This is a genomic window from Bradyrhizobium sp. 21 (genome assembly GCF_023073335.1).
Lineage (GTDB): Bacteria > Pseudomonadota > Alphaproteobacteria > Rhizobiales > Xanthobacteraceae > Bradyrhizobium.
Genome location: NZ_JADPJG010000002.1, coordinates 1036868 through 1059964 on the forward strand (window position 1 = coordinate 1036868; position 23097 = coordinate 1059964).

Consider the following 23097-nt stretch of genomic DNA (forward strand, 5'->3'; position numbering starts at 1 on the left):
GTCAAGCTTTCTCGATTTCTTCGCGCCGAACTTCCAGCTCCAGCCATTTGTCCTCGGCCTCGGCCAGTTCGTTTTGTGCTTTGGTCAATGCGTCGGAGGCTTGGTCGAAACGCTTGCGATCCTTGCGGTAGAGATCGGGGTCGTCAAGGAAGCGCTGCTGCTTGGCGATCTCGGCTTGCAGCTTGGCGATGGACTTGGGCAGCGTCTCCAGCGCGTGTTGCTCGTTGAAGGTCAACCGTCGCTTCGTGCCGCCGGAAGGCGCGACCGACCGCGTCTCCCTTTTTTCTTCGGCGGCCTTCGCCGTCGCGCGCTTCAGGTCGGCGCCACGCTGGGCCAGCATGTCGGTGTAGCCGCCGGCATATTCGACCCATTTGCCATTGCCCTCGGGCACGATCACCGATGTCACCACGCGGTCGAGAAAATCGCGATCATGGCTGATCAGGATCACGGTACCCTCGTAGTCGCCGAGCATTTCCTCGAGGACGTCGAGGGTCTCGAGGTCGAGGTCGTTGGTCGGCTCGTCCAGCACCAGGAGGTTGGAGGGCTTTGCCAGCGCGCGTGCCAGCATCAGCCGGCCGCGCTCGCCCCCGGACAGCACCTCCAGTGGCGTGCGCATCTGTTCCTGGCCGAACAGGAAGTCCTTCATGTAGCTGACGACATGCTTCGGCTTGCCGCCGACCATCACGTGGTCGCCGCGGCCGCCGGTCAGCGCCTCGGCCAGCGTCGATTTGGGATCGAGACTTTCGCGGTGCTGGTCGAGCGTCGCCATCTCGATGTTGGCGCCGAGCCGTAAGGTACCGCTGTCCGGTGCGCTGCCGCCGGTCAGCATCTCGATCAGCGTGGTCTTGCCGGCGCCGTTCGGGCCGACGATGCCGATGCGATCGCCGCGCTGGACGCGGATCGAGAAGCCGTCGACGATCTTTCGATCGCCATAGGAACGGCTGATGTTCTTGGCCTCGATGACGAGCTTGCCGGATTTGTCGGCTTCGGCAGCCGCGAGGGTGGCGTTGCCCGTAGCCCCGCGATGCGTGCGGCGCTGGTCGCGCAGCGCGTGCAAATTACCGAGCCGCTTGACGTTGCGCTTGCGGCGGCCCGAGACGCCGTAGCGCAACCAGTGCTCCTCGTTGACGATCTTGCGGTCGAGCTTGTGCTGGTCGCGCTCTTCCTCCGCGAGCACCTCGTCGCGCCAGGCCTCGAAGGCACTGAAGCCGCGGTCGATCTGGCGGATCTGGCCGCGGTCGAGCCAGGCGGTGCTGCGCGAGAGATTGCTGAGGAAGCGCCGATCGTGGCTGATAATCACCAGCGCGCAGCGCCGGCTCTCCAGTTCGCCCTCCAGCCATTCGATGGTCGTCAGATCCAGATGGTTGGTCGGCTCGTCCAGCAGCAGGATGTCGGGCGAGGGCGCCAGCACGCGCGCCAGCGCGGCGCGGCGCGCTTCGCCGCCGGAGACATGCGCCGGATCCTCTTCGCCGCTGAGACCAAGCTGCTCGACCAGATAGCGCGCCTGATAGTGATCGTCGCCGGCATTGAGGCCGGCCTCGACATAGGCCAGCGTGGTCGAGAAACCGGAAAAATCCGGCTCCTGCGGCAGATAGCGGATGGTGGCGCCGGGCTGCACGAAGCGGCTGCCGCCATCGGGTTCGACCAGGCCGGCGGCAATCTTGAGCAGGGTCGATTTGCCGGAGCCGTTGCGGCCGATCAGGCAGACGCGCTCGCCGGTCGAAACCGAGAGTTCGACATTCGCCAGGAGCGGCGTGCCGCCGAAGGTCAGCTTGATGTCGCGCAGTTGAATCAGCGGTGGCGCCATACGAATGTCTCAGTCCTGTCTTGATGCGGGCTCGGCGGCACGCTGGCGCTGGATGCGGCGGATTGTCTGGTCGAGGGTGGAGAGGAACGTCGAGCGGTCGCGCGGTGCGAACGAGCGCGGTCCGCCTGTGACTTCTCCCGCCGAGCGCAAATCCGTCATCAAATTGCGAACCGCGAGCGTCATCCCGATTGATTCCTCGGTGAACGGCTTGCCGTTCGGCGCGAGCACCTCGGCGCCGGCTTTGACGCAGCGGCTCGCCAGCGGGATGTCCGAAGTGATGACAATGTCGCCTTTGCCGGCGCGCTCCGCGATCCAGTCGTCGGCCGCGTCCATGCCGGCGCCGGCGGCGATGCGCTCGATCAGCGGGTCCTGCGGCACGCGGATGAAATTGCCGGCGACCACGCTCACGGGCAGGCCATGCCGGGTCGCGACGCGATAGATCTCCTCCTTCACGGGACAGGCGTCGGCGTCGACATAGATGCGGGTGGGGGTATCAGTCATTCGCCGCGTGGTACCTCATTCGGGGCCCAAAGGCGAGGGGATTGACCGGTGTTCCCTAGGGCCTACCATCGGCCCCGAAACAGCAGGAATTCAGGGAAAGCCTCCATGCCGAACCGGCTCGAAACCCACCGCGTCGAGGCCTACAACACCGCCAAACAATCCGAAAACAAGATGCATGACGACGCGGTGGCGCGCCGCTTCGGCTTTTCCGGTGGGCTTGTCCCCGGCGTCGATGTCTTCGCCTACATGATGCACGTGCCGGTCGCCCGCTGGGGCCGCGATTTCCTGTCACGCGGGCTGGTCGAGGCGCGCTTCATCAAGCCGGTCTATGACGGCGAGACCGCTGATGTCGATGCGACCGAACACAACGGCCTGCTCACGATCGAAGTGTTCAGTCGTACCGAGCTGTGCGCGACCGGGACGGCCTCACTGCCGACCGCGGCGCCTGCAGTCTCGCTGAACGACTATATTGCGGTGCCTGTGGTGGCCGAGCGCAAGCTGGTCAGCCCGGCAACGTTCGAGACAGGCAAATGGATGAGCACGGCGCCCCGCCGCTGGGCCGGGCAGGACGCCGCCGGCTATCTCGCGGACATCAGGGAGGCCGATCCGATCTTCGCGCGCGAGGGGCTCGGCCATCCCGGCCTGATCCAGCGCGTGATGAATCGCGTGCTGGTCGACAACACGATTTTGGGCCCGTGGATCCATGTCGGCAGCCGCATGCAGCTCTTGTCGGCCGCGCGCGTCGGTGACGAGATCACCGCGCGGGCAAAAGTCACCGCGAATTACGAGAAGAAGGGCCACCGCTTCGTCGAGCTCGACGCGCTCGTGGTCGCCAACGGCACCACGCCGCTCGCTTATTGCCAGCACACCGCGATCTACCAGCCGCGCGAGCAGACGGCGGCGTAAGTGTCTGCTGGGCTATAGGCTCTCGCCTCAAGCACGGTGTCATGCTCCGCGAAAGCGGGGCATCCAGTACGCCGCGGCCTCACGGTTCTAGCCGCGGCGTCTCTGGAATACTGGATCGCCCGCTTTCGCGGGCGATGACAGCGGAGTTTGTGGCGAGGACGGAACGAGCCTTACGCCGCCTTATTCTTCGCGTCCTGGATCGCCCGCCACACCCGCTCCGGGGTGAGCGGCATGTCGATGTGCTTGATGCCGTAGTCGGAGAGCGCATCGACCACCGCGTTCACCACCGTCGACAGGCTGCCGGCGCAGCCGGCTTCGCCGCAGCCTTTGCTGCCGAGCGGATTGGTCGTGGCGGGCACGGGGTGATCGCCGACGGTCATGAAGGGCACGTCCTCGGCGCGGGGCAGGGCGTAGTCCATCAGCGAGCCCGTGATTGGCTGGCCGCTCTCGTCGTAGCGGACATGCTCCATCAGCGCCTGGCCGATGCCCTGGACGACGCCGCCATGGAGCTGGCCCGCGACCAGCAGCGGGTTGATCACCGTGCCGAAATCGTTGACGGCGCTGTACTGGACGACCTGCACCACGCCGGTGTCAGGATCGATCTCGACCTCGGCGACGTGGCAGCCGTTCGGGAAGGCCGAGGGCACCGGCTCGCTGGTGTGGTCGACGTCGAGGCTGTCAGGCACGCCGTCCGGCACCTTGCCGTCATGTAGCTTCTTGGCCAGCTCCATGATGTCGATGCTGCGATCGGTGCCGGCGATCGTAAAGCTGCCGCCCTCGAATTCAATGTCGGCTTCGGATGCCTCCAGCATGTGCGCCGCGGCGCGTTTGCCCTTTTCGATCACGAGCTTAGCGGCGCCCACGATCGCCATGCCGGTCGCGGTGATCGAGCGCGAGCCGCCGGTGCCGTTGCCGGTGTGGACGATATCGCTGTCGCCCTGCACCAGCTTGACGCTCTCGAAGGGGACGCCGAGCTGCTCGCACAGCACCTGCGCGAACGGCGTGGCGTGGCCCTGGCCGTAGTCGAGCGTGCCGGTGATGAGCTGCACCGAGCCATCGGGATCGAAGACGATCTTGCCGAGCTCGACGCCGGGAGGTGCGGTCACCTCCAGATAGGAGCCGACGGCGATGCCGCGCAGCTTGCCGGACTTCTTGCTCTCCTTCTTGCGTTTGGCAAAGTTCTCGTGGTCGGAGATTTCGAGCGCCTTGTTGAAGACAGCCTGGAAGTCGCCGCTGTCATAAGTGACGCCGGAGGACGCGGCGAATGGCATCTGGTTCTGCTTGATGAAGTTGCGCTTGCGCAAGGTCAGCCGGTTGATGCCCATCTCGTCGGCGGCGCGGTCGATCAGTCGCTCCATGTAGTAGTTGGCCTCGGGCCGGCCGGCGCCGCGATAGGCGCCCATCAGCGTGGTGTTGGTCAGCACCGTCTTGATGTCGACCGCCATCAGCGGCGTACGGTAGACGCTGGAAAAATTCTTGCTGGTGTTGAGCGAGAGCGGGCTGGGCGCAACGCCGGTGATGTAGGCGCCGAGATTGCCGTAGCCGGAAAGTTTTGCCGCGAGGAAATGCCCCTCGGCATCGAGCGCCAGCTCGGCATGGATTTTTTGCGCGCGGCCATGGCTGTCGGAGAGGAAGCTGGTCGATCGTTCGTCGAGCCACTTCACCGGGCGACCGAGCACCTTGGCCGCATAGAGGATGCACATGTATTCGGGATAGTTGATGTTCTTCATGCCGAAGGAGCCACCGACATTGGCGGTGAGGATGCGCACCTTCTCGTTCGGCACTTTCAGGTTCTTGGCGAGGTTGGCGCGGTTGCCGGCGACGCCCTGCGTCGGCACCTGAATGGTGTAGCGCTCGGTCTTCTTGTCGTAGGAGGCAAGGCCGACGCGCGGCTCCATCGACACCACGGCGACGCGGGTGTTCTCGATGTCGAGCTTGGTCACGTGAGCGGCACTGGCGAAGGCGGCGTTGACCTTCTCCGTGTCGCCATAGTGGTAGTCGAGCGCGACATTGTTCGGGATGTGGTCATAGAGGAGCGGCGCGCCGGGTTTTGCGGCGTCTTCGGGATCGGTCACCGCGGCCAGCGGCTCGATATCGAGCTCGACCGCCTCGGCCGCGTCGCGCGCCTGCGCCAGCGTATCTGCGACCACGAAGGCGACGGGATCGCCGACGAAGCGGACCTTATCGGTCGCCAGCGGCTGCCGGTTGGTCTGGAGCAGGGGCGAGCCGTCACGGCTCTTTAGCGGCAGGCCGCAGGTGAAGGGGCCGTAGCCGGCGGCGTCGAGTTCCTTGCCGGTCCAGACCCCCAGCACGCCCGGCATCGCCCGGGCGGCGTCGATGTTGACGCCGCGAATGATGCCGTGGGCGTGGGTCGAGCGGACGATCACGGCATGGGCCTGGCCGGGCAGGTTGAAATCGTCGGTGTAGCGGCCCTTGCCGCGCACCAGCGTGTCGTCCTCCTTGCGGCGGACGGGCTGCCCGACGCCATATTTTTGCAGTGCAATAGCGTTTTCGAGCGCGGACGATTTGGTGTGTTCTTGCATGGAAATGACCTGAAAAGCCGGCATTTGCGCGCTTTGTGGCGCCTGGGAGGACCGGATCCCTTCAAATAACCCACCGGCCTGTTCACGACAACGCACGAATGGACATGGTCCCATGTGATGCGTTGTTGCGCAGGGCTGACGCGCTGCTAATGTTTCAGGCGAAAAAGCAATTCCAGCTCGGCCCAACCGGCCGCGGAAAGACAATTTGTATGAATGACCACACGCGGCTCCGCGACGGCCTTGCGCCGCACGGTGAGCTGGGGTCGATGGCGGCGGTGGCATTGGCCCCCGAACCGGCCGTCGGCGCGCAAGCGCCGGGAACCGGCGTCTATGCGGCGCTGGACCTCGGCACCAACAATTGCAGGCTCCTGATCGCCTGTCCGACCCACGACGGCTTTCGCGTCGTCGATTCCTTCTCGCGCATCATCCGGCTCGGCGAGGGCGTCTCGGCTACGGGGTGCATCAGCGAGGCCGCGATCGAGCGTGCGATCACCGCGCTCAGCATCTGCCGCGACAAGATCAATCTGCGCAAAGCGCGCCGGTTGCGGTTGATCGCGACCGAGGCCTGCCGCGCGGCCTCGAATGCGGAGGGTTTTCGCAGCCGCGTCGCGGCCGAGACCGGCATCGAGCTCGAGGTGATCGACCGCGAGACCGAGGCTGCGCTCGCCGTGCTCGGCTGCTCGCCGCTGGTCGATCCCGGGGGGCGCGGCGCGATCCTGTTCGATATCGGCGGCGGCTCGACCGAGCTGGTGCGGATCGAGCGGGATCCCCAGAATCCGGAGCCGCGCATCAAAGCCTGGATGTCGATCCCGTTCGGTGTGGTCACGCTTGCCGAGCAGTTCGGCGGGCGCGACGTGACGCCGGAGATCTACGCCGCGATGGAGCGCGAGGTCGCCCATCACATCGCGCCGTTCGCCGAACAGCATGGCGGCGATCTCGCCGATATGCATCTGCTCGGCACGTCAGGCACGGTGACGACGCTCGCCGGCATCCATCTCAACCTCGTGCGCTACGACCGCCGCCGCATCGACAGCATCTGGATGAACGATTCCGACCTTACCGCGACCATCACCAAGCTGCTCGGCATGAGCTATGAGGAGCGTGCCGGCAACAGCTGCATCAGCGTCGAGCGCGCCGATCTCGTGCTGGCCGGCTGCGCCATCCTCGATGCGATCCGCCGTGCCTTTCCGCTGCCGCGCCTGCGCGTCGCCGACCGGGGGCTGCGCGAGGGCATGCTGGTCGAGATGATGCGCGAAGACGGCGCGCTCGGGAGCTGGTGAGATGGCCAAGGACACCACCGGCCGCTTGCACGTCCAGGTCAAGACCAAGGTCAAGTCCGGCGGCAAGCGCAAACTCTCGTCGAAGCTCTGGCTGGAGCGGCAGCTCAACGATCCCTATGTCGTCAAGGCGAAGGCGCTGGGCTATCGCTCGCGCGCCGCGTTCAAGCTGCTCGAGATCGACGACAAATATCGCCTGCTGAAATCAGGCATGGCCGTGGTCGACCTTGGCGCTGCGCCAGGCGGCTGGAGCCAGATCGCTGCCAAGCGTGTCGGCTCCGTCGACGGCAAGGGCAAGGTGATCGCGATCGATCTGTTGGAAATCCCCGAGATTGCCGGCGTCGACTTCGCGCAGCTCGATTTCATGGACAATGACGCGCCGGACAAGCTCAAGGCCATGCTCGACGGCGGCGCGGACGTCGTGATGTCCGACATGGCCGCCAACACCACCGGCCACCGCAAGACCGACCAGCTCCGCATCGTCGGCCTGATCGAGACCGCCGCCGCCTTCGCCTGCGACGTGCTGAAGCCTGGCGGCACTTTTTTGGCAAAAGCGTTCCAGAGCGGCGCCGACGCCGATCTGCTCGCCCAGCTCAAGCGCGATTTTGCCACGGTGCGTCACGTCAAGCCGGCCGCGAGCCGTGCGGATTCCTCGGAGCGCTACGTGCTGGCGACGGGGTTTCGGGGCGGGGCGACGGAATAGCAACAAACTCCGTCATTGCGAGCGCGGCGAAGCAATCCCGAATAGGTCCGCGGCGACAGTCTGGATTGCTTCGCTGCGCTCGCGATGATGAAAAGAGAGACTACCCCAGCCGCTGATCCCGCACGTCCTGCGTATCCTCGGTCGCCGCCTTGACGGCCGCCTTGGCCGCGCCCTTGCCGGCACCCTTGCGGCTCGCGATCTCCACGGCGTTGCGGCCGGAGACTTCGTCCCCGGCATCAGGGGGCATCTGCCAGAAGAACCAGCTCGACGCCGCCGAGGTCAGGGCGATGATGACGAAGGCCGGCGCAAACACGGTGGCGTCGAGCTCGCTGACGTGGCTGAACCACATCGTCGTCTCCACACAAGCTGCGCCGACGGCGACGCCGGCGGAGACTGCAAGCTGCTGGTTGACGCTGACGAGCGTGGTGGCGCGGCTCATCTGCGCGTGCTCCACCTCGGCATAGGCTACCGTGTTGATCGCGGTGAACTCGAGCGAGCGGAAGAAGCCGCCGACCACCAGGATGATCATGATGATCAGCAGCGGCGTCGTCACGGTGAAGAGCGCACAGGCGGCGAGGAAAACTGCACTGATGATCGCGTTTGCCGTCATCAGGTTGCGGAAGCCGAAGGCGCGGATGATGCGTGCGGCCAGCGCCTTCATGCCCATGGCGCCGAGCGAGGAGCCAAACGTGACGAGGCCCGACTTGAACGGCGAGAGGCCGAAGCCGATCTGCATCAGCAGCGGCAGCAGGAACGGCAACGCGCCGATGCCGAGCCGGAACATGAATCCGCCGAGAATGGCCGCGCGCAGCGTCGGCAGCTTCAGCAGCGTAAAGTCCAGCACCGGCGACCCCGTTCGCCGCGCGTGAAGGACATACAGCGTCATCGAGATCGATCCGCCGACGACCAGGGCGGCAACCGTGCTCCACGGCAGCAGATTGAGTCCGGCAACCGACAGGCCGAACGCGATGCCGGCGAGCCCGAGGCCCGCAAGCACCATGCCGTAGAGGTCGAACGGCTCGCGTTCCTCGCTCTTGATGGGATCGATGAAGCGCAAGGCCATGAAGATGCCGAGCAACCCGATCGGGATGTTGATCAGGAAGATCCAGTGCCAGGACGCGTAAGTCGTAATGAAGCCGCCGAGCGGTGGCCCGATCACGGGGCCGATCAGGGCAGGGACCGTCACCCACGCCATGGCATTGACCAGCGCGCTCTTGTCGACCGAGCGCAGCAGCACGAGGCGCCCGACCGGCGTCATCATTGCCCCGCCCATGCCTTGCAGGATGCGCGCGAACACGAAGTCGGTGACCGATGTCGAGAGCGCGCAGCCGACCGAGCCGACCATGAAGACACCGACCGCGATCGCAAACACCATGCGCGCGCCAAAACGGTCGGCGGTCCAGCCGCTCGCCGGGATGAACACCGCAAGCGACAGCAGATAGGATGTGATCGCGAGCTTGAGCGTCAGTGGGCTCGTGCCAATGTCGGCCGCGATCGCCGGCAGCGAGGTGGCGATCACCGTCGAGTCCATGTTCTCCATGAAGAGAGCAGTGGCCACGATCAGCGGAATGATGCGTTGCTTGTCGACCATGGCGGATTGATAATGGAAATCGGAGGACGGATGAAGTTGCGGCTTATCACTGCGACTCGGCCGCGACCATTGCGGATCAACGCATAGCACCAAAATCCTGCGTAACGACGGTTTGACCCGCGCGTCCCGCAGTTCATCATTCCGGGGGTACCCACGGCGCGAGCCCGGAATCCATTGGGCTGCAGGGACTACTGCGGATGGATTCCGGGCTCGCGACTTGGTCGCGCCCCGGCATGACGGCGGAGATGCCCGCCGCCCGGCTATCAACGCTGAATTTACGTAAAATGCCTGTGCATGGCTGGCCAGCGGTCCGATTTGCTTTGATTCGTCACCCACCCGTGCTATCGACCCGCGTCAACCCCACCGATGGGCTCCGATTCTCCGGCGATGCCGCAAGGTACGCCGAGGCCGGCGCTCATCCATAGCTATTTGCGGCACGGCCGCAGGAAGGAGTTGGCAAATGGCCACGGTGCAACTTCAAGGCATTCGCGAAGCCCTTACGTTCGACGACGTGCTGTTGAAGCCGGGCCTGTCGGACGTCATGCCGGGCGAGGTCGACATCCGCTCCCGCGTCACGCGCGCCATTCCGCTCAACATCCCGATCATGGCCTCTGCCATGGACACGGTCACCGAAGCCCGCATGGCGATCGCCATGGCGCAGGCCGGCGGCATCGGCGTCATCCACCGCAATTTCGATCCGGAAGGGCAGGCCGCCCAGGTGCGGCAGGTCAAGCGCTACGAGTCGGGCATGGTGGTGAACCCGCTCACCATCAGCCCCGACGCCACGCTGGACGACGCGCTCAAGCTGATGAGCGATCACGGCATCTCCGGAATTCCCGTCGTCACAGGCGCCGGCAAGAACACGCCAGGCAAGCTGGTCGGCATCCTCACCAACCGCGACGTACGGTTTGCCACCAATCGCCAGCAAAAAATCTCCGAGCTGATGACGCACGAAAACCTCGTCACGGTGCGCGAGAATGTCAGCCAGGACGAGGCGCGGCGGATGCTGCACCAGCATCGCATCGAGAAGCTGCTCGTGGTCGACGAGCAATATCGCTGCGTCGGCCTGATCACCGTGAAGGACATGGAGAAGGCGGTCGCCCATCCGCTCGCCTGCAAGGACGCGCAGGGCCGCCTGCGCGTCGCCGCCGCCACCACGGTCGGCGATACCGGCTTCGAGCGCACCGAGCGGCTGATCGCTGCCGGCGTCGACCTCGTCGTCGTCGACACCGCGCACGGCCATTCCCGTCACGTGCTGCAAGCGGTCAACCGCATCAAGCGTCTCTCCAATTCCGTGCAGGTCGTTGCCGGCAACGTCGCGACCTCCGAGGGCGCACAGGCGCTGATCGACGCGGGCGCGGACTGCATCAAGGTCGGCATCGGCCCGGGCTCGATCTGCACCACGCGCATCGTCGCCGGCGTCGGCGTTCCACAGCTCACCGCGATCATGGATGCGGTGGAAGCTGCGAAGAAGTCCGACATCCCCGTCATCGCCGACGGCGGCATCAAGTTCTCCGGCGACCTTGCCAAGGCGCTCGCCGCCGGCGCCGACATCGCGATGGTCGGCTCGCTGCTCGCCGGGACCGACGAGACGCCCGGCGAAGTGTTCCTGTGGCAGGGCCGTTCCTACAAGGCCTATCGCGGCATGGGCTCGGTCGGCGCGATGGCGCGGGGATCTGCCGACCGCTACTTCCAGCAGGACATCAAGGACACGCTCAAGCTCGTCCCTGAGGGCATTGAGGGCCAGGTGCCCTACAAGGGCCCTGTCGGCAACGTCATGCACCAGCTCGCCGGCGGCTTGCGCGCCGCGATGGGCTATGTCGGTGCAGGCACCATCCAGGATTTGCACAAGAAGGCGCAGTTCGTCCGCATCACCGGCGCCGGCCTGCGCGAAAGCCACGTCCACGACGTGACCATCACGCGCGAGGCGCCGAACTATCCGGGCGGGGGTTAGTTAGGCCTGACGTAAGGTCATGTGTTGATCGTCGTCAGTGATGGGATCGGCGGAGCGGAGTGATCCAACTCCGCGGCGCCCGGTCTTTTGCTGTTGATAAACGACCAGATGAGCGCCACCTGCCAACCCAGGACTGCCAACCAAAATTCGCCGCCGAAGCCGACCCAACTGATGACGGATATCTCAGTCGCCCAAAAGAGAACGGCCATCGAGACGCAGAGGAGATTTGACAAGAATACATAGAGGACGTGGCGGTGATTGAGAAACAGTGCGATCCATGTTGGCAAGAAGTTGAGCACCAGGCCTGCAAAAAGGACTGCCGCCGTACGAAAGTCAGGGGAAGCGCCTGTGAGCCACGCAAAGAGCGTGGGGCCGATCACAAAGATGAGTATCGGCAAGCTCGCCATGGCGGCCGTTATTTTCCATGACATGCTCTTCGGGGCTGCGAGCCCCATTTGCCCGACCTGCTGCCTCAGCGATGTCATTCCCTGTCCAACTGTCATTTTGCTTGCCGCATTTGCAGCCGCTTCCTGCCCAACGGCCTCGTTCGGCATGGAGCTTATTGATCTTGTGAGGACGCCACGCATGGCAGAGTCGAGGCGATCTCCTTGATACAGCCTAGACTAGTGCGGATGGCTGATTGCGACTTTAATCTGGTACTTAAAATTTTCCGGAAAGACCACAAGGCCAGTCGCGCTCGCTCTCGTGCCCCCGGACGCAGCGCAGCACCACTTCGGTGATACGCTGCAGAGCCGGGGCCCACATCTCCGCATTTTGCCGTGTTGCTTTCTGGGTCCCGGCTCTGCGCAGCGTCACTGCGTGCCGCGGCGCGTCCGGAACACGAGAGCGTGGATGCCGATGCGACCATCCACGCCACCGCTTTTGTATTGACGCGCTTCGCTGCCTCCGCTTCCGTTCGCGCGAAGCATAATCAGGAGCAAGCCATCATGTCCCAAGGCAAACGCATCGTTCTCGCCGCGCGTCCCGTCGGCGAGCCAAAGCCGTCCGATTTCCGCATCGAGGAATTCGCCGTGCCGACGCCTGCGGCAGGTGAAGTCCTGCTGCGCACCATCTGGCTCTCGCTCGATCCCTATATGCGTGGGCGCATGAGCGACGGTCCGTCCTACGCGACGCCGGTACCCGTCGGCGGCGTGATGGAAGCCGGGACGGTCTGCGAGGTCGCAGCCTCCAACAATCCGAACTTCGCCAAGGGCGACATCGTGCTCTCGCGCGTGGGCTGGCAGACGCACGCGATCTCAGACGGCAAGGGACTGAACAGGATTGACCCGAAGCTCGCGCCGATCTCGACCGCAATCGGCGTGCTGGGCATGCCTGGCATGACCGCCTATACGGGCCTGCTCGATATCGGCAAGCCGCAGCAAGGCGAGACCGTTGTCGTGGCCGGCGCCTCCGGCGCGGTCGGTTCGGCAGTCGGCCAGATCGCCATGATCAAGGGCGCACGCGCGGTTGGAATCGCCGGCGGCAGGGACAAATGCGACTATGTCGTGAAGGAGCTCGGCTTCGATGCCTGCCTCGATCACCGCGATCCTGATCTGGCCGCGAAGCTGAAGGATGCCTGCCCGAAGGGCATCGACGTCTATTTCGAGAATGTCGGCGGCGCCGTGTTCGAGGCGGTGTTCCCACTGCTCAATGCGTTTGCGCGCGTACCGGTCTGCGGCCTCATCGCCCATTACAACGACACCGAAGCGAAGCCGCCGAAATGGGCCGCCAGCATGATGCGCGCGACCCTGACCAAGCGGCTGACCTTCCGCGGCTTCATCGTCTCCGACTTCGCCTCCCGCCATGGCGACTTCCTGCGCGACATGTCGGGCTGGGTCCGCGACGGCAAGGTCAAGTACAAGGAGTTCGTCACCGAGGGCCTGGAGAGCGCGCCTGAAGCCTTCATGGGGCTTCTGAAGGGGGCCAATTTCGGCAAGCAGCTGGTGCGGGTCGGGCCCGATAAGGCTTAGCTGCAAGCCTGGTCGCACCGGCGTTACGCTCCGGCCGGATATGGTTAACAAAGAGTGACCGATCGGCCACACCCGCCCGTAAAAGCCGCAGGTGTGACCGTCGGTTCATTGACGTCGATGCGAAGGCATTGAATCATTGCGCATATTTTAGGTGCTGCAATGTTAGAGATAGTTGTTTTCTGCGTAATCCTGCTGGCTGCCGGCTATTGGATGACCATGTTCGTCATGGGCCGCCGCGACGACGTCATCCATGGCAAATTCGTACACGCCGACGACGCGCGCGCTGCCGCGCAATCCGCGATGCCTGCACCCATGCCACCGTTCCCCAAGCGTCCGGTCAAAGCCGCACGGCCTGCCAATGTTCAGCCTGCCAATACCGGGGCCCAGCCGGTGAACAGCGAGGCGCTGCAGTCCTTGCTTGCCGCGATCCAGCAGGATCTCAAGAGCGTCGCTTGATCGGCGACGGGCTAGCTAGTGCTCGCCGCCCATCTGGACAAACAGCTCCTCGATGTCGATTTCGAGCTGGCCCGGCGCTCTGACGTGGCGGACCTCAAAACTGTCGGGCTGGAAGCGGTATTCGACGAGCCCGACCTCCTTGATGGCGATCCGGTCCTGGCGCGCATCGTTGATCTTGAAACCGGCCGACGGCGCCCAGACGTGGCGGGTGTGGCGCCAGGTGAAGTCGCGCCGCTGGTGCACGTGACCACTGGCGACCAGGCGCAGGTCGACATCCGCGAATATCTCGATCAGCCGCGCGCGAGCCGGCTGCGGCACGTAGCGGATTGAGGTCTCGGGCGTTTCGGGGTCGTCGGGCAGGTTGAGAAACACCGGCTTGTGGATGAACAGCGCGACCGGCTTGCCGTTGGTGCGCGAAACTTCCGAGGCCAGCCAGTCGAATTGCTCGGCTTCAAAGGCGAGGCCGGAATTCATCACCAGCGAATTGAGGCCGATGAAGCACCAGCCCGCGGCCTCGAACGCCCAATGGTCGTCGCCGATGATCTCGCGAAATTGCTGGCGGTGGGCTTCTTCCACCGGCGGCTTCGGTGCCGGCCCGATCGCGGTCGGATTATCGCCGATGTCGTGATTGCCGGGGATGTAGCGGCAGGCGACGGGCAGGGCGTCATGCAGCCCCTTCGCGAATTCGACATCGTCGCGGCTGGTCGGCCCGTCGAACGAGACATCGCCGGTGTTGACGACGAGATCGGGCCTGTCAGCGTCGATGTGCTCGCTGACGCGAGCGAAGTTGGCGATCAGGCCGGGAAAGCGCCGGCCAAGATGGGTGTCGGAAATCTGCGTCAGGCGAAATTCGGACATGGGTCGATCATAGGCCCGGCGAAACGTCGGAACGATGACGGCGCGCTCGCGATCAGCGATCGAACAATGTTTAAAGCACGCGGTAGCGGATGGTGTAGGCGTCCTGCGCGGCAACGCTCTCCGCCATTGGCGAGGCGATGCGGTCGGCGAGATGCCAGGGGCCGAACTGCTCGGAGCGGTGCGGCTCGGCGGCCAGGCGGAGGCGGAATTCGAAGGTGCCCTTGCCGGGCAGGTTCACGACCAGCACGCGATCCGCGGTGCGATGGTTGAGCGCAACCGCGCCGCGCAGCACCGAGCGGCCATCACCGAGCTCGCGCACGCCGTCGACCAGCGCCAGCGTCTGGTTGCGGTCGGTATGCAGCTCGATCTGGGTGTCGGACGCCGCTGCCAAGGTCTCCCTGGGCATGCGGATCTCGAACTCGACCGCGGGTTTCGACGGATTGAGGCCGAGATAGGCGAGCGCAGCATGGCGCATGTCGTAGGCGGCAAAGGCGAGCAAGGCCGTCGCGGCGAGCGCAGCGAGGCCATGCCTGACGACATCGCGCCAGGTCCGGTAGCCAAGTCGGAAATACACAATCATCGCCAGCGCCACCGCGAGCGCCGTCGCGATGCCCGCCAGCGCCGACATCAGGATGCCGAGCTGGCCGTCGGGGGATTCGGTCAAAACCCCGATCAGGCTGGCGATCTGGCTGAAGAGGGTGTTCATGATGATCTCTCGGCGGTCTCTCGCCTTGCGCCCCAAGGGGGCAAAATCCAAAGGGGGCAAAATCGCTTTAACTATCGATAGTGGGTCGCATCATCGGGAACGCCGGTTCAACTCGCTGATTGTCAGGACCAGCGGTGACGGCTAATGGACGCTAGCTGTGCCTTCCGCCGGATGGGACAAGCCCGGGAAAATTCCGATGTCCGTTCAAATGGTTCTGCTGCCGGTCTTCGTGCAGGTCGGTCTCACCTTCGCGCTCCTGATCGCCATGGCGCTGGGGCGCCGGCGCGCGCTCGTCTCCGGCGAAACCAAGAGCCGCGACATTGCCTTGGGCGAGCCCAACTGGCCCAAGGACGCCACACAATTCGCCAATTGCTACCGCAACCAGTTCGAGCTGCCGGTGCTGTTCTACACCCTGATCGCGCTCGCGCTTCCCTTGCGCCATGCCGATCTCTTCATCGTGCTGATGTCCTGGGTGTTCGTGGTGACGCGGTTCGTCCATGCCGGGATCTTCGTCTCCTCGAACCAGCTCGGCCCGCGCTCCACGATCTGGCTCGCCGGCGTGCTCGTGCTGCTCGCAATGTGGATCTATTTTGCGCTCAAGATGCTCTTGTTGATCTGACGGTTAGCCGTCGGATTTGATCTGCAAGATTCACTGAAAGATTCAAATGACTCCTGCTGCCCGGCTGTCCGCAGCCATCGAACTGATCGACACCATTGAAAAGGACCGCGTGCCCGCGGCCAAGGCACTGAAGGAGTGGGGCACCGCGCACCGCTTCGCCGGCTCCGGCGACCGCGCTGCCATCGCCGGCCTGGTCTGGGACGTGCTGCGCCGCTATGCCTCGAGCGCGTTCCTGATGGATGCCGACACCGCGCGGGCGCGGCTGATCGGCATGCTCCGCCTCGAGCGCAACATGGACGTGGCGACCATGGCCGCCTTGTTCGACGGCAGCCGCTTTGCCCCCGCGCCGCTGACCGAGGCCGAGCAGGCCGCGCTCGCCTCACGGTCCCTGAAGGATGCCCCGGCGGCGATCGCCGGCGACTACCCGGAATGGCTGGATCCATATTTTGCCAAAGTGTTCGGCGAGGACCGCGTCGCGGAGGCCACCGCGATGGCGAGCCGGGCGCCGCTCGACCTTCGGGTCAACACGCTAAAATCCAATCGCGACAAGGTGCTGGGGGCGCTTGCTCATCTTCATGCGAAACCGACGCCTTGGTCGGCAAATGGCCTGCGCATCGCGCTTTCGGCCGATGCGCGCAACCCCGGCATCCAGGCCGAAGAGGATTTCATCAAGGGCGCCGTTGAAGTGCAGGATGAGGGATCGCAGCTTGCGGCCAGTCTCACCGCGGCAAAACCGGGCGAGCAGGTAATCGATCTCTGTGCGGGGGCCGGCGGCAAGACACTGGCGCTCGCCGCGATGATGCAGGGCAAGGGCCGGCTGATCGCGACCGACAGCGACAAGCGCCAGCTCGTACCCATTCACGAACGCCTGTCGCGCGCCGGCGTCCACAATGCCGATGTCCGCACGCCCAAGGGCGAGGCCGATCCGCTGGCCGACATCAGCGCCACCGCCGATCTCGTCGTGATCGATGCGCCCTGCACGGGAACCGGAACCTGGCGCCGCAACCCCGACGCCAAATGGCGCATGCGCCCGGGTGCGCTGGAGATCCGCCTGAGGGACCAGACCGAAGTGCTCGATCGCGCGGTTCCGCTGGTCAAGCTGGGTGGCCGCATCGCCTACATCACCTGCTCGGTGCTGCCGGAGGAGAACGGCGAGCAGGTCCGCGCCTTCACCGGCCGGCATCCAGAATTCGCGGTGGTGCCGCCCGAGCAGACCGCGAGCGTGCTCTGGGACAGGGCGGAGGAGTTTGCGCAGGCCGCCCTGCAATCGCCGGAGGGATGGCTGATGACGCCGCGCCGGACCGGCACGGATGGGTTTTTCGTCTCGGTGCTGAAGAAGACCGGCTGATCATCCGCCGTCATTCCGGGGCGCCCGCAGGGCGAGCCCGGGATCCATTGCGCGACATTCTCTGCGGATCCATGGATTCCGGGTTCTCGCTTCGCGAGCCCCGGAATGACGATCACCCAAACAAAAACCCCGCGAACCGGAAGCCGGTCGCGGGGTCTGTTAGTTCCGGCGCTCTGCCGGTACGTCCGTGGTCAGGAGCGCCTTGCGAGGGCTATCAGCCGACGCGGAGATTGTCGGCCGAGGACTTGCCGCTGCGACGATCGGCGACGATGTCGAACGAGACCTTCTGGCCCTCGTTGAGGGTCGAGAGGCCGGCGCGCTCGACGGCGCTGATGTGCACGAACACGTCCTTGTCGCCGTCATCCGGCTGAATGAAACCAAAACCCTTTTGATTGTTGAACCACTTCACGGTGCCCATAGCCATGGGAATTTCCTTTGCTTGAGAAGTTAACACGCAGACCGGTACGCAACATTGCGCCCATAGTCCTGATCAGTCGATGTTGGAGAATTCATCTGAAGCGTGCGCGCCCGTCAGCAACGAAGCGAAGCGGCCCAGTCGTTCGGCCAAGTATCGATGATCACAATATAGCGAGATTTTGGGGCCAGTTCAAGGCACCACCCGTGACCCGGAACGTGCCGCGGCTTTGCTATTTTGCGGTGCAAATTGACCTCCGAGACGCCTCAATCGACGATGAAAAGCGTCGCCCCGGTCGCTGTGGAGGACCGATGCGCGGCGTCGCCGAAATCGGAGACCTGGTAGCTCATCCCCGCCGTGAGCTTGAACTTGCGCCCGTCGCGCAGCTCGCTCTCGAGCTCGCCCTGCAGCACGTAGAGCACGTGGCCGCGATCACACCAATGGTCGGCGAGATAGCCCGGCGAATACTCGACCATCCGCACCCGGAGCTCGCCGATGTTGAGCGTGCGCCACTGCGCTTGTCCGGTCTCGCCGGGATGCGTGGTCGGCTCGACCTTGCTCCAGTCGGTGACGGTGAAGGGGGAGGTGGGGAGCTTCATGGCGGTGTCCTGTGTCAGAGCCGGCAGCGCCGTTGTTAGCGCACGCTCGTCCAGCAGTCTCCGTCATTGCGAGCGCAGCGAAGCAATCCAGAAATGCATCTGCAGCCGCAGCCTGGATTGCTTCGTCGCTTTGCTCCTCGCAATGACGTGTGTGAGGCACACTCGCGCCTAACTCTCGCTGTCATCGCCCGCGAAGGCGGGCGATCCAGTATTCCAGAGGCCGCAGTGATTGAAGCGATAGGCTGCGGCGTACTGGATTCCCCGCCTTCGCGGGGAATGACAGCGGTGGGTGAGGGCGCATCGTCCAACCCAGCGAGCGCTTAATCCGCCAAATGATTCGCCGATCCCTGCACGATCTTTCCGGCCGCATTCACCCGCAGATATTCGCAGATCCGCTTTCCCCGCTCGTTCTCGTAGAACACAACCACGCTGTCAGGACTGACGAACAAGTCGATCGGTGAGAAATGCAGGTTCGGCAGCAGGGCGAGCGCCTTGCCCCAATAGGCGCGCAACGCATCCTTGCCGCGCACGGTGCCGCTTTGATCGAAGCCCATCGCCGGAATGCGGTCCGAGGTCATCACGACGTCCTCGTCATAGAGCGTGAGCACGCGTTCGAGATCGCGAGTATTCCAGGCCTCGATCCAGGTGCGACCGAGCGCGGCAAGCGTTAACGGCTGATGATGTTGTGGCATGACGTTCTCCCTGGTCGGCCCCTGGTGAGTGATGGGCCAAATTAGGTCAATAATACTTACCTATATCGATTTGTCCATGCCCAAAGAAGAATGTGGGCGCGCGGCCCGCGCGGTTGCGGGAAAAGCCCCCGTCGCGTATCTGCTTGCCATGACAGCAGCACAGACCGACCGCTCCGCGTCGACGCCCTCCGTGGCCTCGGCGCACGACAAGATTCTCATCGTCGACTTCGGCAGCCAGGTGACGCAGCTGATCGCGCGTCGCGTGCGCGAGGACGGCGTCTATTGCGAGATCGTCCCGTTCAACAAGGCCGAACAAGCCTTCAACGAGATGAAGCCGAAAGCGGTGATCCTCTCCGGTGGCCCTGAATCGGTGCATGAGGCGGGCTCGCCCCGCGCCCCGCAAGCGATCTTCGATTCCGGCGTGCCGGTGATGGGCATCTGCTACGGCCAGATGGCCATGGCGGAGCAGCTCGGCGGCACCGTCGAGGGCGGCCATCACCGCGAATTCGGCCGCGCCGATGTCGAGGTCAAGGCGCCGAGCAAGCTGTTCGAGGACGTCTGGTCATCAGGCAGCAAGAACCAGGTCTGGATGAGCCATGGCGACCGCATCACGAAAATGCCGCCCGGCTTTTCGGTGGCCGGCACGTCGCCGAACGCGCCGTTCGCGATCATCCAGGACGAGACGCGCAAATATTACGGCCTGATGTTCCACCCCGAAGTGGTGCACACGCCCGACGGCGCCAAACTGATCCGCAACTTCGTTCGCAAGATCGCAGGCCTGTCCGGCGACTGGACCATGCGCGCCTTCCGCGAGGAGGAGATCGCCAAAATTCGCGCCCAGGTCGGCAAGGGCAGGGTGCTCTGCGGCCTCTCCGGCGGAGTCGATTCCGCGGTCGCGGCGGTGCTGATCCACGAAGCGATCGGCGAGCAGCTCACCTGCGTGTTCGTCGATCACGGCATGCTGCGTCTCGATGAAGCCAAGACCGTGGTCGACCTGTTCCGCCACCACTACAACATCCCGCTCGTGCACGTCGACGCGTCGAAGCAATTCCTCGGCGAGCTCGAAGGCGTCACCGATCCCGAGACCAAGCGCAAGACCATCGGCCGTCTCTTCATCGAGGTGTTCGAGGCGGAGGCCAAGAAGATCGGCGGCGCCGACTTCCTGGCGCAGGGCACGCTCTATCCTGATGTGATCGAGAGCGTCTCCTTCACCGGCGGCCCCTCGGTGACGATCAAGTCGCACCACAATGTCGGCGGTCTGCCCGAGCGCATGAACATGAAGCTCGTCGAGCCCTTGCGCGAGCTGTTCAAGGACGAGGTGCGCAAGCTCGGCCGCGAGCTCGGCCTGCCCGAAATCTTCGTCGGCCGCCACCCGTTCCCGGGCCCCGGCCTCGCCATCCGCTGCCCCGGCGACATCACCCGCGACAAGCTCGACATCCTGCGCAAGGCCGACGCCGTCTACATCGACCAGATCCGCAAGCACGGCCTCTACGACGACATCTGGCAGGCCTTTGCCGTGCTGCTCCCGGTCAAGACCGTCGGCGTCATGGGCGACGGCCGCACCTACGACTTCGTCGTCGGCCTGCGCGCCGTCACCTCCACCGACGGCATGACCGCGGACTTCTACCAGTTCGACATGAAGTTTCTCGGCGAGACCGCGACGCGCATCATCAACGAGGTGAAGGGCGTGAACCGGGTGGTGTACGACGTGACCAGCAAGCCGCCTGGGACGATCGAGTGGGAGTGACCAGTCGTACAAGAGGGTAGGTCTAGGATAGCCAACGATAGGATCGCGAGGCGAGCTTGGTCGATCGTCTTCAATAGTCCTTGATAGGTTCGAGACCCAAGGGCGAATGAGCGCGATCACAATAAAGGACGCACACAATGATCACCGTCTGGGGCGAGGGCAGGGGTATCCGCGTCGTCTGGCTGCTGGAGGAGATGGGCCTCCCGTACCGGCTGCGCGGTGTCGACCTGCTCAAGGGCGTCCAGAACGATAGCGAGTTTCTCGCCATCAACCCGTGCGGCTTCATCCCGGCGCTCGTGGACGGCGACGTCACAATGGTCGAGTCGATTGCGATCATGGAATATCTAATCGCCCGCCACGGGCCCGAATCCAAAAGCGCGGCGCCGCTCGCGCCTGCGCCCACCGATCCCGCCTATAGCCTGTACCAGCAGTTCCTGCATCTCGGCGAAGCCGGTCTCGCGGGCATGCTGTACTTCCACGTCATCACCAGGAACATCGCGCCCGAGGCCGAGCGTGACAACTGGACCGCCCGCGAGTCGGTGGAGATCTTCAAGAACCGGCTCCAGCTCGTGACGCGCCAGCTCGCGCGTGCCCCCTACATGGCCGGCGACACCTTCACCGCCGCCGACATTTCGATCACCTACGCGCTGACCTTCGCCCAGGCCGCGGGCGGCCTGACGCTCGGCGAAGCAGAGATGGCCTATTGGCGCCGCACTACGACCCGCCCCGCCTACAAACGCGCCTTGGATGTCTGCAAGGGCACCAAAGCCTGGCTCGCCCGCGCGCTCGGCTGAAGACCTGCTGCTATCATTCGCGCCTCTAGACCGAGAGAGATCGTCTTCCCAGGCGCCGCCGTCCTTCGACGCTTTTTTGGCGACGGCTAATCCATTTCCCTCTCCGGAAATATGGCCGACGGCAATTGATTGACCGTCCCCCTTTTCTAAGCAGTGCTGACGGTTTTTCGCCGCTTGGTACTTGGCGGTTCTTAGCGGCGGACATTGAAAATCGACTGAACGACGCCGATAGTTGCTGAAACCGAGCAAAGCGCAGATCCTCGAAATTCGTGTTTGAAATCAAGAGCGAAAAGTTTTGACGGACCGCGGCGTCGGTTCTTCACCAAGGGCGGAAAATATTTGCGTTGGAAATTCAGTACGTTACGTTTTCTCAAAACAATCGAGTGGGAATGATTTTTACCCCTCCGGCAGTATCCGTTCATGCGCTGCGTTGCGGCCTAACGTGGTGCAGCCGTCGGAGCGATCGTGTTCCGGTTCGATTACCGACTCAACGGACGGCGCGAGACGCTGACGCTAGGTCGATACGGTCCTGACGGCCTCTCGCTTGCCAGGGCTCGCGAGAAGCTGATCGATGAACAACACCTCGCCAGCAGCGCCTGCGCTTCCGCCCGGAATCTCGCCGATGATGAGCCATTCTGCGTCGGCCGCCGCCGCAGACGCCGCCATCCGGCACGGCCCATCGCCTTTGCCGTCATTTCTCCTTCCGCCGAAACGCCGCGGCGAACCCGTCCATGACTGCAGCAAGCGCCGATCCTGCGGGGCCCGGCGCGCGCAACATCCACACGGCCCAGGGAGGTGGTGCGTAGGCTTCGAGCACCGTCACAAGACCGCCAGATGCCAGGAGCGCCGCCGTGCCCTCCGAGCCAGCCTGCGCGATCCCGGCTCCGAGCGCCGCCGCTGCGCGCATGGCGTTCGATCCGTCCACAACCAGCGCGAAGTCGGGTTGAAGACGGCGCGTACCGCCAGGCGCACGGAACAGCCATGGCATCATGCGCCCTGTCGCCGGAAACCGGACGCCGATTAGCCGATGCCTTGCGAGGTCGTCGGGCGTCTGTGGCACGCCATGCTTGGCGAGGTAGGCGGGCGCGGCGAGGGTGACGAGCGGCAACGGTGAAAGGCGCCGGGCGAGAAGACTCGCATCTGCGATGCGGGGCGCGATCCGCACAGCGAGATCCCACCGGCCGCCACCGAGGTCGGCAAAGTGGTCGTCGAGGGCGAGCTCCACGCGCAGCGCCGGATGCCGCTTCAAAAGCGTTGCCAGAGCCTGCAGCAAGATCGGGGCGAGCGAGGCGGCGGCGGTAACGCGCACCGTACCCTCGACACCGACCGGTGCGCCGAGACGGCTTGCAGCCGCCGTGAGAGCGAGGGCCGGACCTCGGACTTCGGCGAGGAAGCGCTCACCCTCGGGCGTGAGGGAGAGTGATCGGGTCGTGCGACGGAACAGGCGTGCGCCGTGCGCGGTCTCGAAGCGGCCGACGAGGCGGGCGACGGCGGCTGCAGTCACGCCAAGAAGGCGCGCCGCTCCAGCGAAGGAGCCGGCTTCGGCGACGCGCAGAACGACAATGGCGGCGCGCAGAGAGTCCATCGCTTATTCGATACATTATGTTCTTT

Annotated in this window: 21 protein-coding genes and 1 pseudogene; 11 read left to right on the top strand and 11 right to left on the bottom strand. The window is 64.6% G+C overall.

All coding sequences use genetic code 11. From position 1 onward, the window contains the following. Window position 1 precedes the first annotated feature (1 nt). On the bottom strand, window positions 2-1807 hold the full coding sequence (locus IVB31_RS04710; RefSeq protein ID WP_247319095.1) for an ATP-binding cassette domain-containing protein: 1806 nt from the start codon (window positions 1805-1807) through the stop codon (window positions 2-4). Window positions 1808-1816: 9 nt separating this feature from the next. Further along, the gene (locus IVB31_RS04715) at window positions 1817-2308 is read right to left on the bottom strand and encodes a YaiI/YqxD family protein (protein ID WP_247319097.1); all 492 of its coding nucleotides are present in this window, start codon (window positions 2306-2308) and stop codon (window positions 1817-1819) included. A 105-nt stretch (window positions 2309-2413) separates the two neighbouring features. Here IVB31_RS04715 and IVB31_RS04720 point away from each other — a divergent pair, with 105 nt between their 5' ends. Continuing rightward, window positions 2414-3214: a hypothetical protein gene (locus IVB31_RS04720; RefSeq protein WP_247319098.1), complete on the top strand. Its 801-nt coding sequence runs from the start codon at window positions 2414-2416 to the stop codon at window positions 3212-3214. A 170-nt stretch (window positions 3215-3384) separates the two neighbouring features. On the opposite strand, the gene IVB31_RS04725 is transcribed toward IVB31_RS04720, so the two are convergent. After that, window positions 3385-5757: a xanthine dehydrogenase family protein molybdopterin-binding subunit gene (locus tag IVB31_RS04725; protein WP_247319100.1), complete on the bottom strand. Its 2373-nt coding sequence runs from the start codon at window positions 5755-5757 to the stop codon at window positions 3385-3387. A 209-nt stretch (window positions 5758-5966) separates the two neighbouring features. Here IVB31_RS04725 and IVB31_RS04730 point away from each other — a divergent pair, with 209 nt between their 5' ends. Then, window positions 5967-7037, top strand: coding sequence for a Ppx/GppA phosphatase family protein (locus IVB31_RS04730; RefSeq protein ID WP_247319102.1), 1071 nt, complete (start codon window positions 5967-5969; stop codon window positions 7035-7037). Window position 7038: 1 nt separating this feature from the next. After that, window positions 7039-7737 (top strand): RlmE family RNA methyltransferase, encoded by a 699-nt coding sequence (locus IVB31_RS04735; protein ID WP_247319105.1) that lies wholly within the window; start codon window positions 7039-7041, stop codon window positions 7735-7737. Window positions 7738-7837: 100 nt separating this feature from the next. Here IVB31_RS04735 and IVB31_RS04740 read toward each other — a convergent pair whose 3' ends face one another. Further along, the gene (locus tag IVB31_RS04740) at window positions 7838-9328 is read right to left on the bottom strand and encodes an MFS transporter (protein WP_247319108.1); all 1491 of its coding nucleotides are present in this window, start codon (window positions 9326-9328) and stop codon (window positions 7838-7840) included. A 460-nt stretch (window positions 9329-9788) separates the two neighbouring features. Here IVB31_RS04740 and guaB point away from each other — a divergent pair, with 460 nt between their 5' ends. Beyond that, window positions 9789-11282 carry an IMP dehydrogenase gene (gene guaB / locus IVB31_RS04745; RefSeq protein ID WP_247319111.1) on the top strand — a complete coding sequence of 498 codons (1494 nt, stop codon included), beginning with the start codon at window positions 9789-9791 and terminating at the stop codon, window positions 11280-11282. Window positions 11283-11299: 17 nt separating this feature from the next. On the opposite strand, the gene IVB31_RS04750 is transcribed toward guaB, so the two are convergent. Continuing rightward, a complete protein-coding gene (locus tag IVB31_RS04750; protein WP_247319115.1) occupies window positions 11300-11836 on the bottom strand; it encodes a hypothetical protein in 537 nt (178 codons plus the stop codon). A gap of 393 nt (window positions 11837-12229) precedes the next feature. Between IVB31_RS04750 and IVB31_RS04755 the strand changes: the two genes are divergently transcribed. Next, entirely contained in the window at window positions 12230-13252 is a 1023-nt protein-coding gene (locus IVB31_RS04755) for an NADP-dependent oxidoreductase (RefSeq protein ID WP_247319132.1), read from the top strand. Between the two features lie 159 nt (window positions 13253-13411). Further along, complete coding sequence (locus tag IVB31_RS04760) at window positions 13412-13708, top strand: hypothetical protein (RefSeq protein ID WP_247319135.1); 297 nt, start codon at window positions 13412-13414, stop codon at window positions 13706-13708. A gap of 15 nt (window positions 13709-13723) precedes the next feature. Here the strand turns inward: IVB31_RS04760 and IVB31_RS04765 are convergent, their stop codons facing one another. Together IVB31_RS04765 and IVB31_RS04770 are read right to left on the bottom strand one after the other, a co-directional pair. Then, on the bottom strand, window positions 13724-14566 hold the full coding sequence (locus IVB31_RS04765; protein WP_247319137.1) for a metallophosphoesterase: 843 nt from the start codon (window positions 14564-14566) through the stop codon (window positions 13724-13726). A gap of 70 nt (window positions 14567-14636) precedes the next feature. Beyond that, window positions 14637-15272, bottom strand: a complete 636-nt coding sequence (locus tag IVB31_RS04770; RefSeq protein ID WP_247319142.1) for an acriflavin resistance protein — start codon at window positions 15270-15272, stop codon at window positions 14637-14639. Between the two features lie 196 nt (window positions 15273-15468). Between IVB31_RS04770 and IVB31_RS04775 the strand changes: the two genes are divergently transcribed. Together IVB31_RS04775 and IVB31_RS04780 are read left to right on the top strand one after the other, a co-directional pair. Next, complete coding sequence (locus IVB31_RS04775; RefSeq protein WP_247319151.1) at window positions 15469-15891, top strand: MAPEG family protein; 423 nt, start codon at window positions 15469-15471, stop codon at window positions 15889-15891. Window positions 15892-15937: 46 nt separating this feature from the next. Then, window positions 15938-17239 carry an RsmB/NOP family class I SAM-dependent RNA methyltransferase gene (locus IVB31_RS04780; protein WP_247319153.1) on the top strand — a complete coding sequence of 434 codons (1302 nt, stop codon included), beginning with the start codon at window positions 15938-15940 and terminating at the stop codon, window positions 17237-17239. Between the two features lie 214 nt (window positions 17240-17453). Here IVB31_RS04780 and IVB31_RS04785 read toward each other — a convergent pair whose 3' ends face one another. The 3 genes from IVB31_RS04785 to IVB31_RS04795 all read right to left on the bottom strand — a co-directional run bounded on the left by IVB31_RS04785 (window position 17454) and on the right by IVB31_RS04795 (window position 18945). After that, window positions 17454-17663 (bottom strand): cold-shock protein, encoded by a 210-nt coding sequence (locus tag IVB31_RS04785; RefSeq protein WP_007592195.1) that lies wholly within the window; start codon window positions 17661-17663, stop codon window positions 17454-17456. A 257-nt stretch (window positions 17664-17920) separates the two neighbouring features. Next, window positions 17921-18253 (bottom strand): DHCW motif cupin fold protein, encoded by a 333-nt coding sequence (locus IVB31_RS04790; RefSeq protein ID WP_247319176.1) that lies wholly within the window; start codon window positions 18251-18253, stop codon window positions 17921-17923. A 320-nt stretch (window positions 18254-18573) separates the two neighbouring features. Beyond that, window positions 18574-18945, bottom strand: coding sequence for a nuclear transport factor 2 family protein (locus IVB31_RS04795; RefSeq protein WP_247319178.1), 372 nt, complete (start codon window positions 18943-18945; stop codon window positions 18574-18576). Between the two features lie 148 nt (window positions 18946-19093). Between IVB31_RS04795 and guaA the strand changes: the two genes are divergently transcribed. The 3 genes and pseudogenes from guaA to IVB31_RS33640 all read left to right on the top strand — a co-directional run. After that, a complete protein-coding gene (guaA, locus tag IVB31_RS04800; protein WP_247319180.1) occupies window positions 19094-20692 on the top strand; it encodes a glutamine-hydrolyzing GMP synthase in 1599 nt (532 codons plus the stop codon). 137 nt (window positions 20693-20829) lie between these two features. Beyond that, entirely contained in the window at window positions 20830-21486 is a 657-nt protein-coding gene (locus IVB31_RS04805) for a glutathione S-transferase family protein (RefSeq protein WP_247319183.1), read from the top strand. A 456-nt stretch (window positions 21487-21942) separates the two neighbouring features. Further along, a pseudogene (locus IVB31_RS33640) lies at window positions 21943-22059 on the top strand (integrase arm-type DNA-binding domain-containing protein); the annotation flags it as partial. 118 nt (window positions 22060-22177) lie between these two features. Here the strand turns inward: IVB31_RS33640 and IVB31_RS04815 are convergent. Next, complete coding sequence (locus IVB31_RS04815) at window positions 22178-23071, bottom strand: LysR family transcriptional regulator (protein ID WP_247319188.1); 894 nt, start codon at window positions 23069-23071, stop codon at window positions 22178-22180. Between the last annotated feature and the right edge of the window lie 26 nt (window positions 23072-23097).

Coding starts and splice junctions, on each gene's coding strand:
- IVB31_RS04710 (WP_247319095.1), bottom strand. CDS start 1,807: ATGGCGCCACCGCTGATTCAACTGCGCGACATCAAGCTGACCTTCGGC.
- IVB31_RS04715 (WP_247319097.1), bottom strand. CDS start 2,308: ATGACTGATACCCCCACCCGCATCTATGTCGACGCCGACGCCTGTCCC.
- IVB31_RS04720 (WP_247319098.1), top strand. CDS start 2,414: ATGCCGAACCGGCTCGAAACCCACCGCGTCGAGGCCTACAACACCGCC.
- IVB31_RS04725 (WP_247319100.1), bottom strand. CDS start 5,757: ATGCAAGAACACACCAAATCGTCCGCGCTCGAAAACGCTATTGCACTG.
- IVB31_RS04730 (WP_247319102.1), top strand. CDS start 5,967: ATGAATGACCACACGCGGCTCCGCGACGGCCTTGCGCCGCACGGTGAG.
- IVB31_RS04735 (WP_247319105.1), top strand. CDS start 7,039: ATGGCCAAGGACACCACCGGCCGCTTGCACGTCCAGGTCAAGACCAAG.
- IVB31_RS04740 (WP_247319108.1), bottom strand. CDS start 9,328: ATGGTCGACAAGCAACGCATCATTCCGCTGATCGTGGCCACTGCTCTC.
- guaB (WP_247319111.1), top strand. CDS start 9,789: ATGGCCACGGTGCAACTTCAAGGCATTCGCGAAGCCCTTACGTTCGAC.
- IVB31_RS04750 (WP_247319115.1), bottom strand. CDS start 11,836: ATGCCGAACGAGGCCGTTGGGCAGGAAGCGGCTGCAAATGCGGCAAGC.
- IVB31_RS04755 (WP_247319132.1), top strand. CDS start 12,230: ATGTCCCAAGGCAAACGCATCGTTCTCGCCGCGCGTCCCGTCGGCGAG.
- IVB31_RS04760 (WP_247319135.1), top strand. CDS start 13,412: ATGTTAGAGATAGTTGTTTTCTGCGTAATCCTGCTGGCTGCCGGCTAT.
- IVB31_RS04765 (WP_247319137.1), bottom strand. CDS start 14,566: ATGTCCGAATTTCGCCTGACGCAGATTTCCGACACCCATCTTGGCCGG.
- IVB31_RS04770 (WP_247319142.1), bottom strand. CDS start 15,272: ATGAACACCCTCTTCAGCCAGATCGCCAGCCTGATCGGGGTTTTGACC.
- IVB31_RS04775 (WP_247319151.1), top strand. CDS start 15,469: ATGTCCGTTCAAATGGTTCTGCTGCCGGTCTTCGTGCAGGTCGGTCTC.
- IVB31_RS04780 (WP_247319153.1), top strand. CDS start 15,938: ATGACTCCTGCTGCCCGGCTGTCCGCAGCCATCGAACTGATCGACACC.
- IVB31_RS04785 (WP_007592195.1), bottom strand. CDS start 17,663: ATGGCTATGGGCACCGTGAAGTGGTTCAACAATCAAAAGGGTTTTGGT.
- IVB31_RS04790 (WP_247319176.1), bottom strand. CDS start 18,253: ATGAAGCTCCCCACCTCCCCCTTCACCGTCACCGACTGGAGCAAGGTC.
- IVB31_RS04795 (WP_247319178.1), bottom strand. CDS start 18,945: ATGCCACAACATCATCAGCCGTTAACGCTTGCCGCGCTCGGTCGCACC.
- guaA (WP_247319180.1), top strand. CDS start 19,094: ATGACAGCAGCACAGACCGACCGCTCCGCGTCGACGCCCTCCGTGGCC.
- IVB31_RS04805 (WP_247319183.1), top strand. CDS start 20,830: ATGATCACCGTCTGGGGCGAGGGCAGGGGTATCCGCGTCGTCTGGCTG.
- IVB31_RS04815 (WP_247319188.1), bottom strand. CDS start 23,071: ATGGACTCTCTGCGCGCCGCCATTGTCGTTCTGCGCGTCGCCGAAGCC.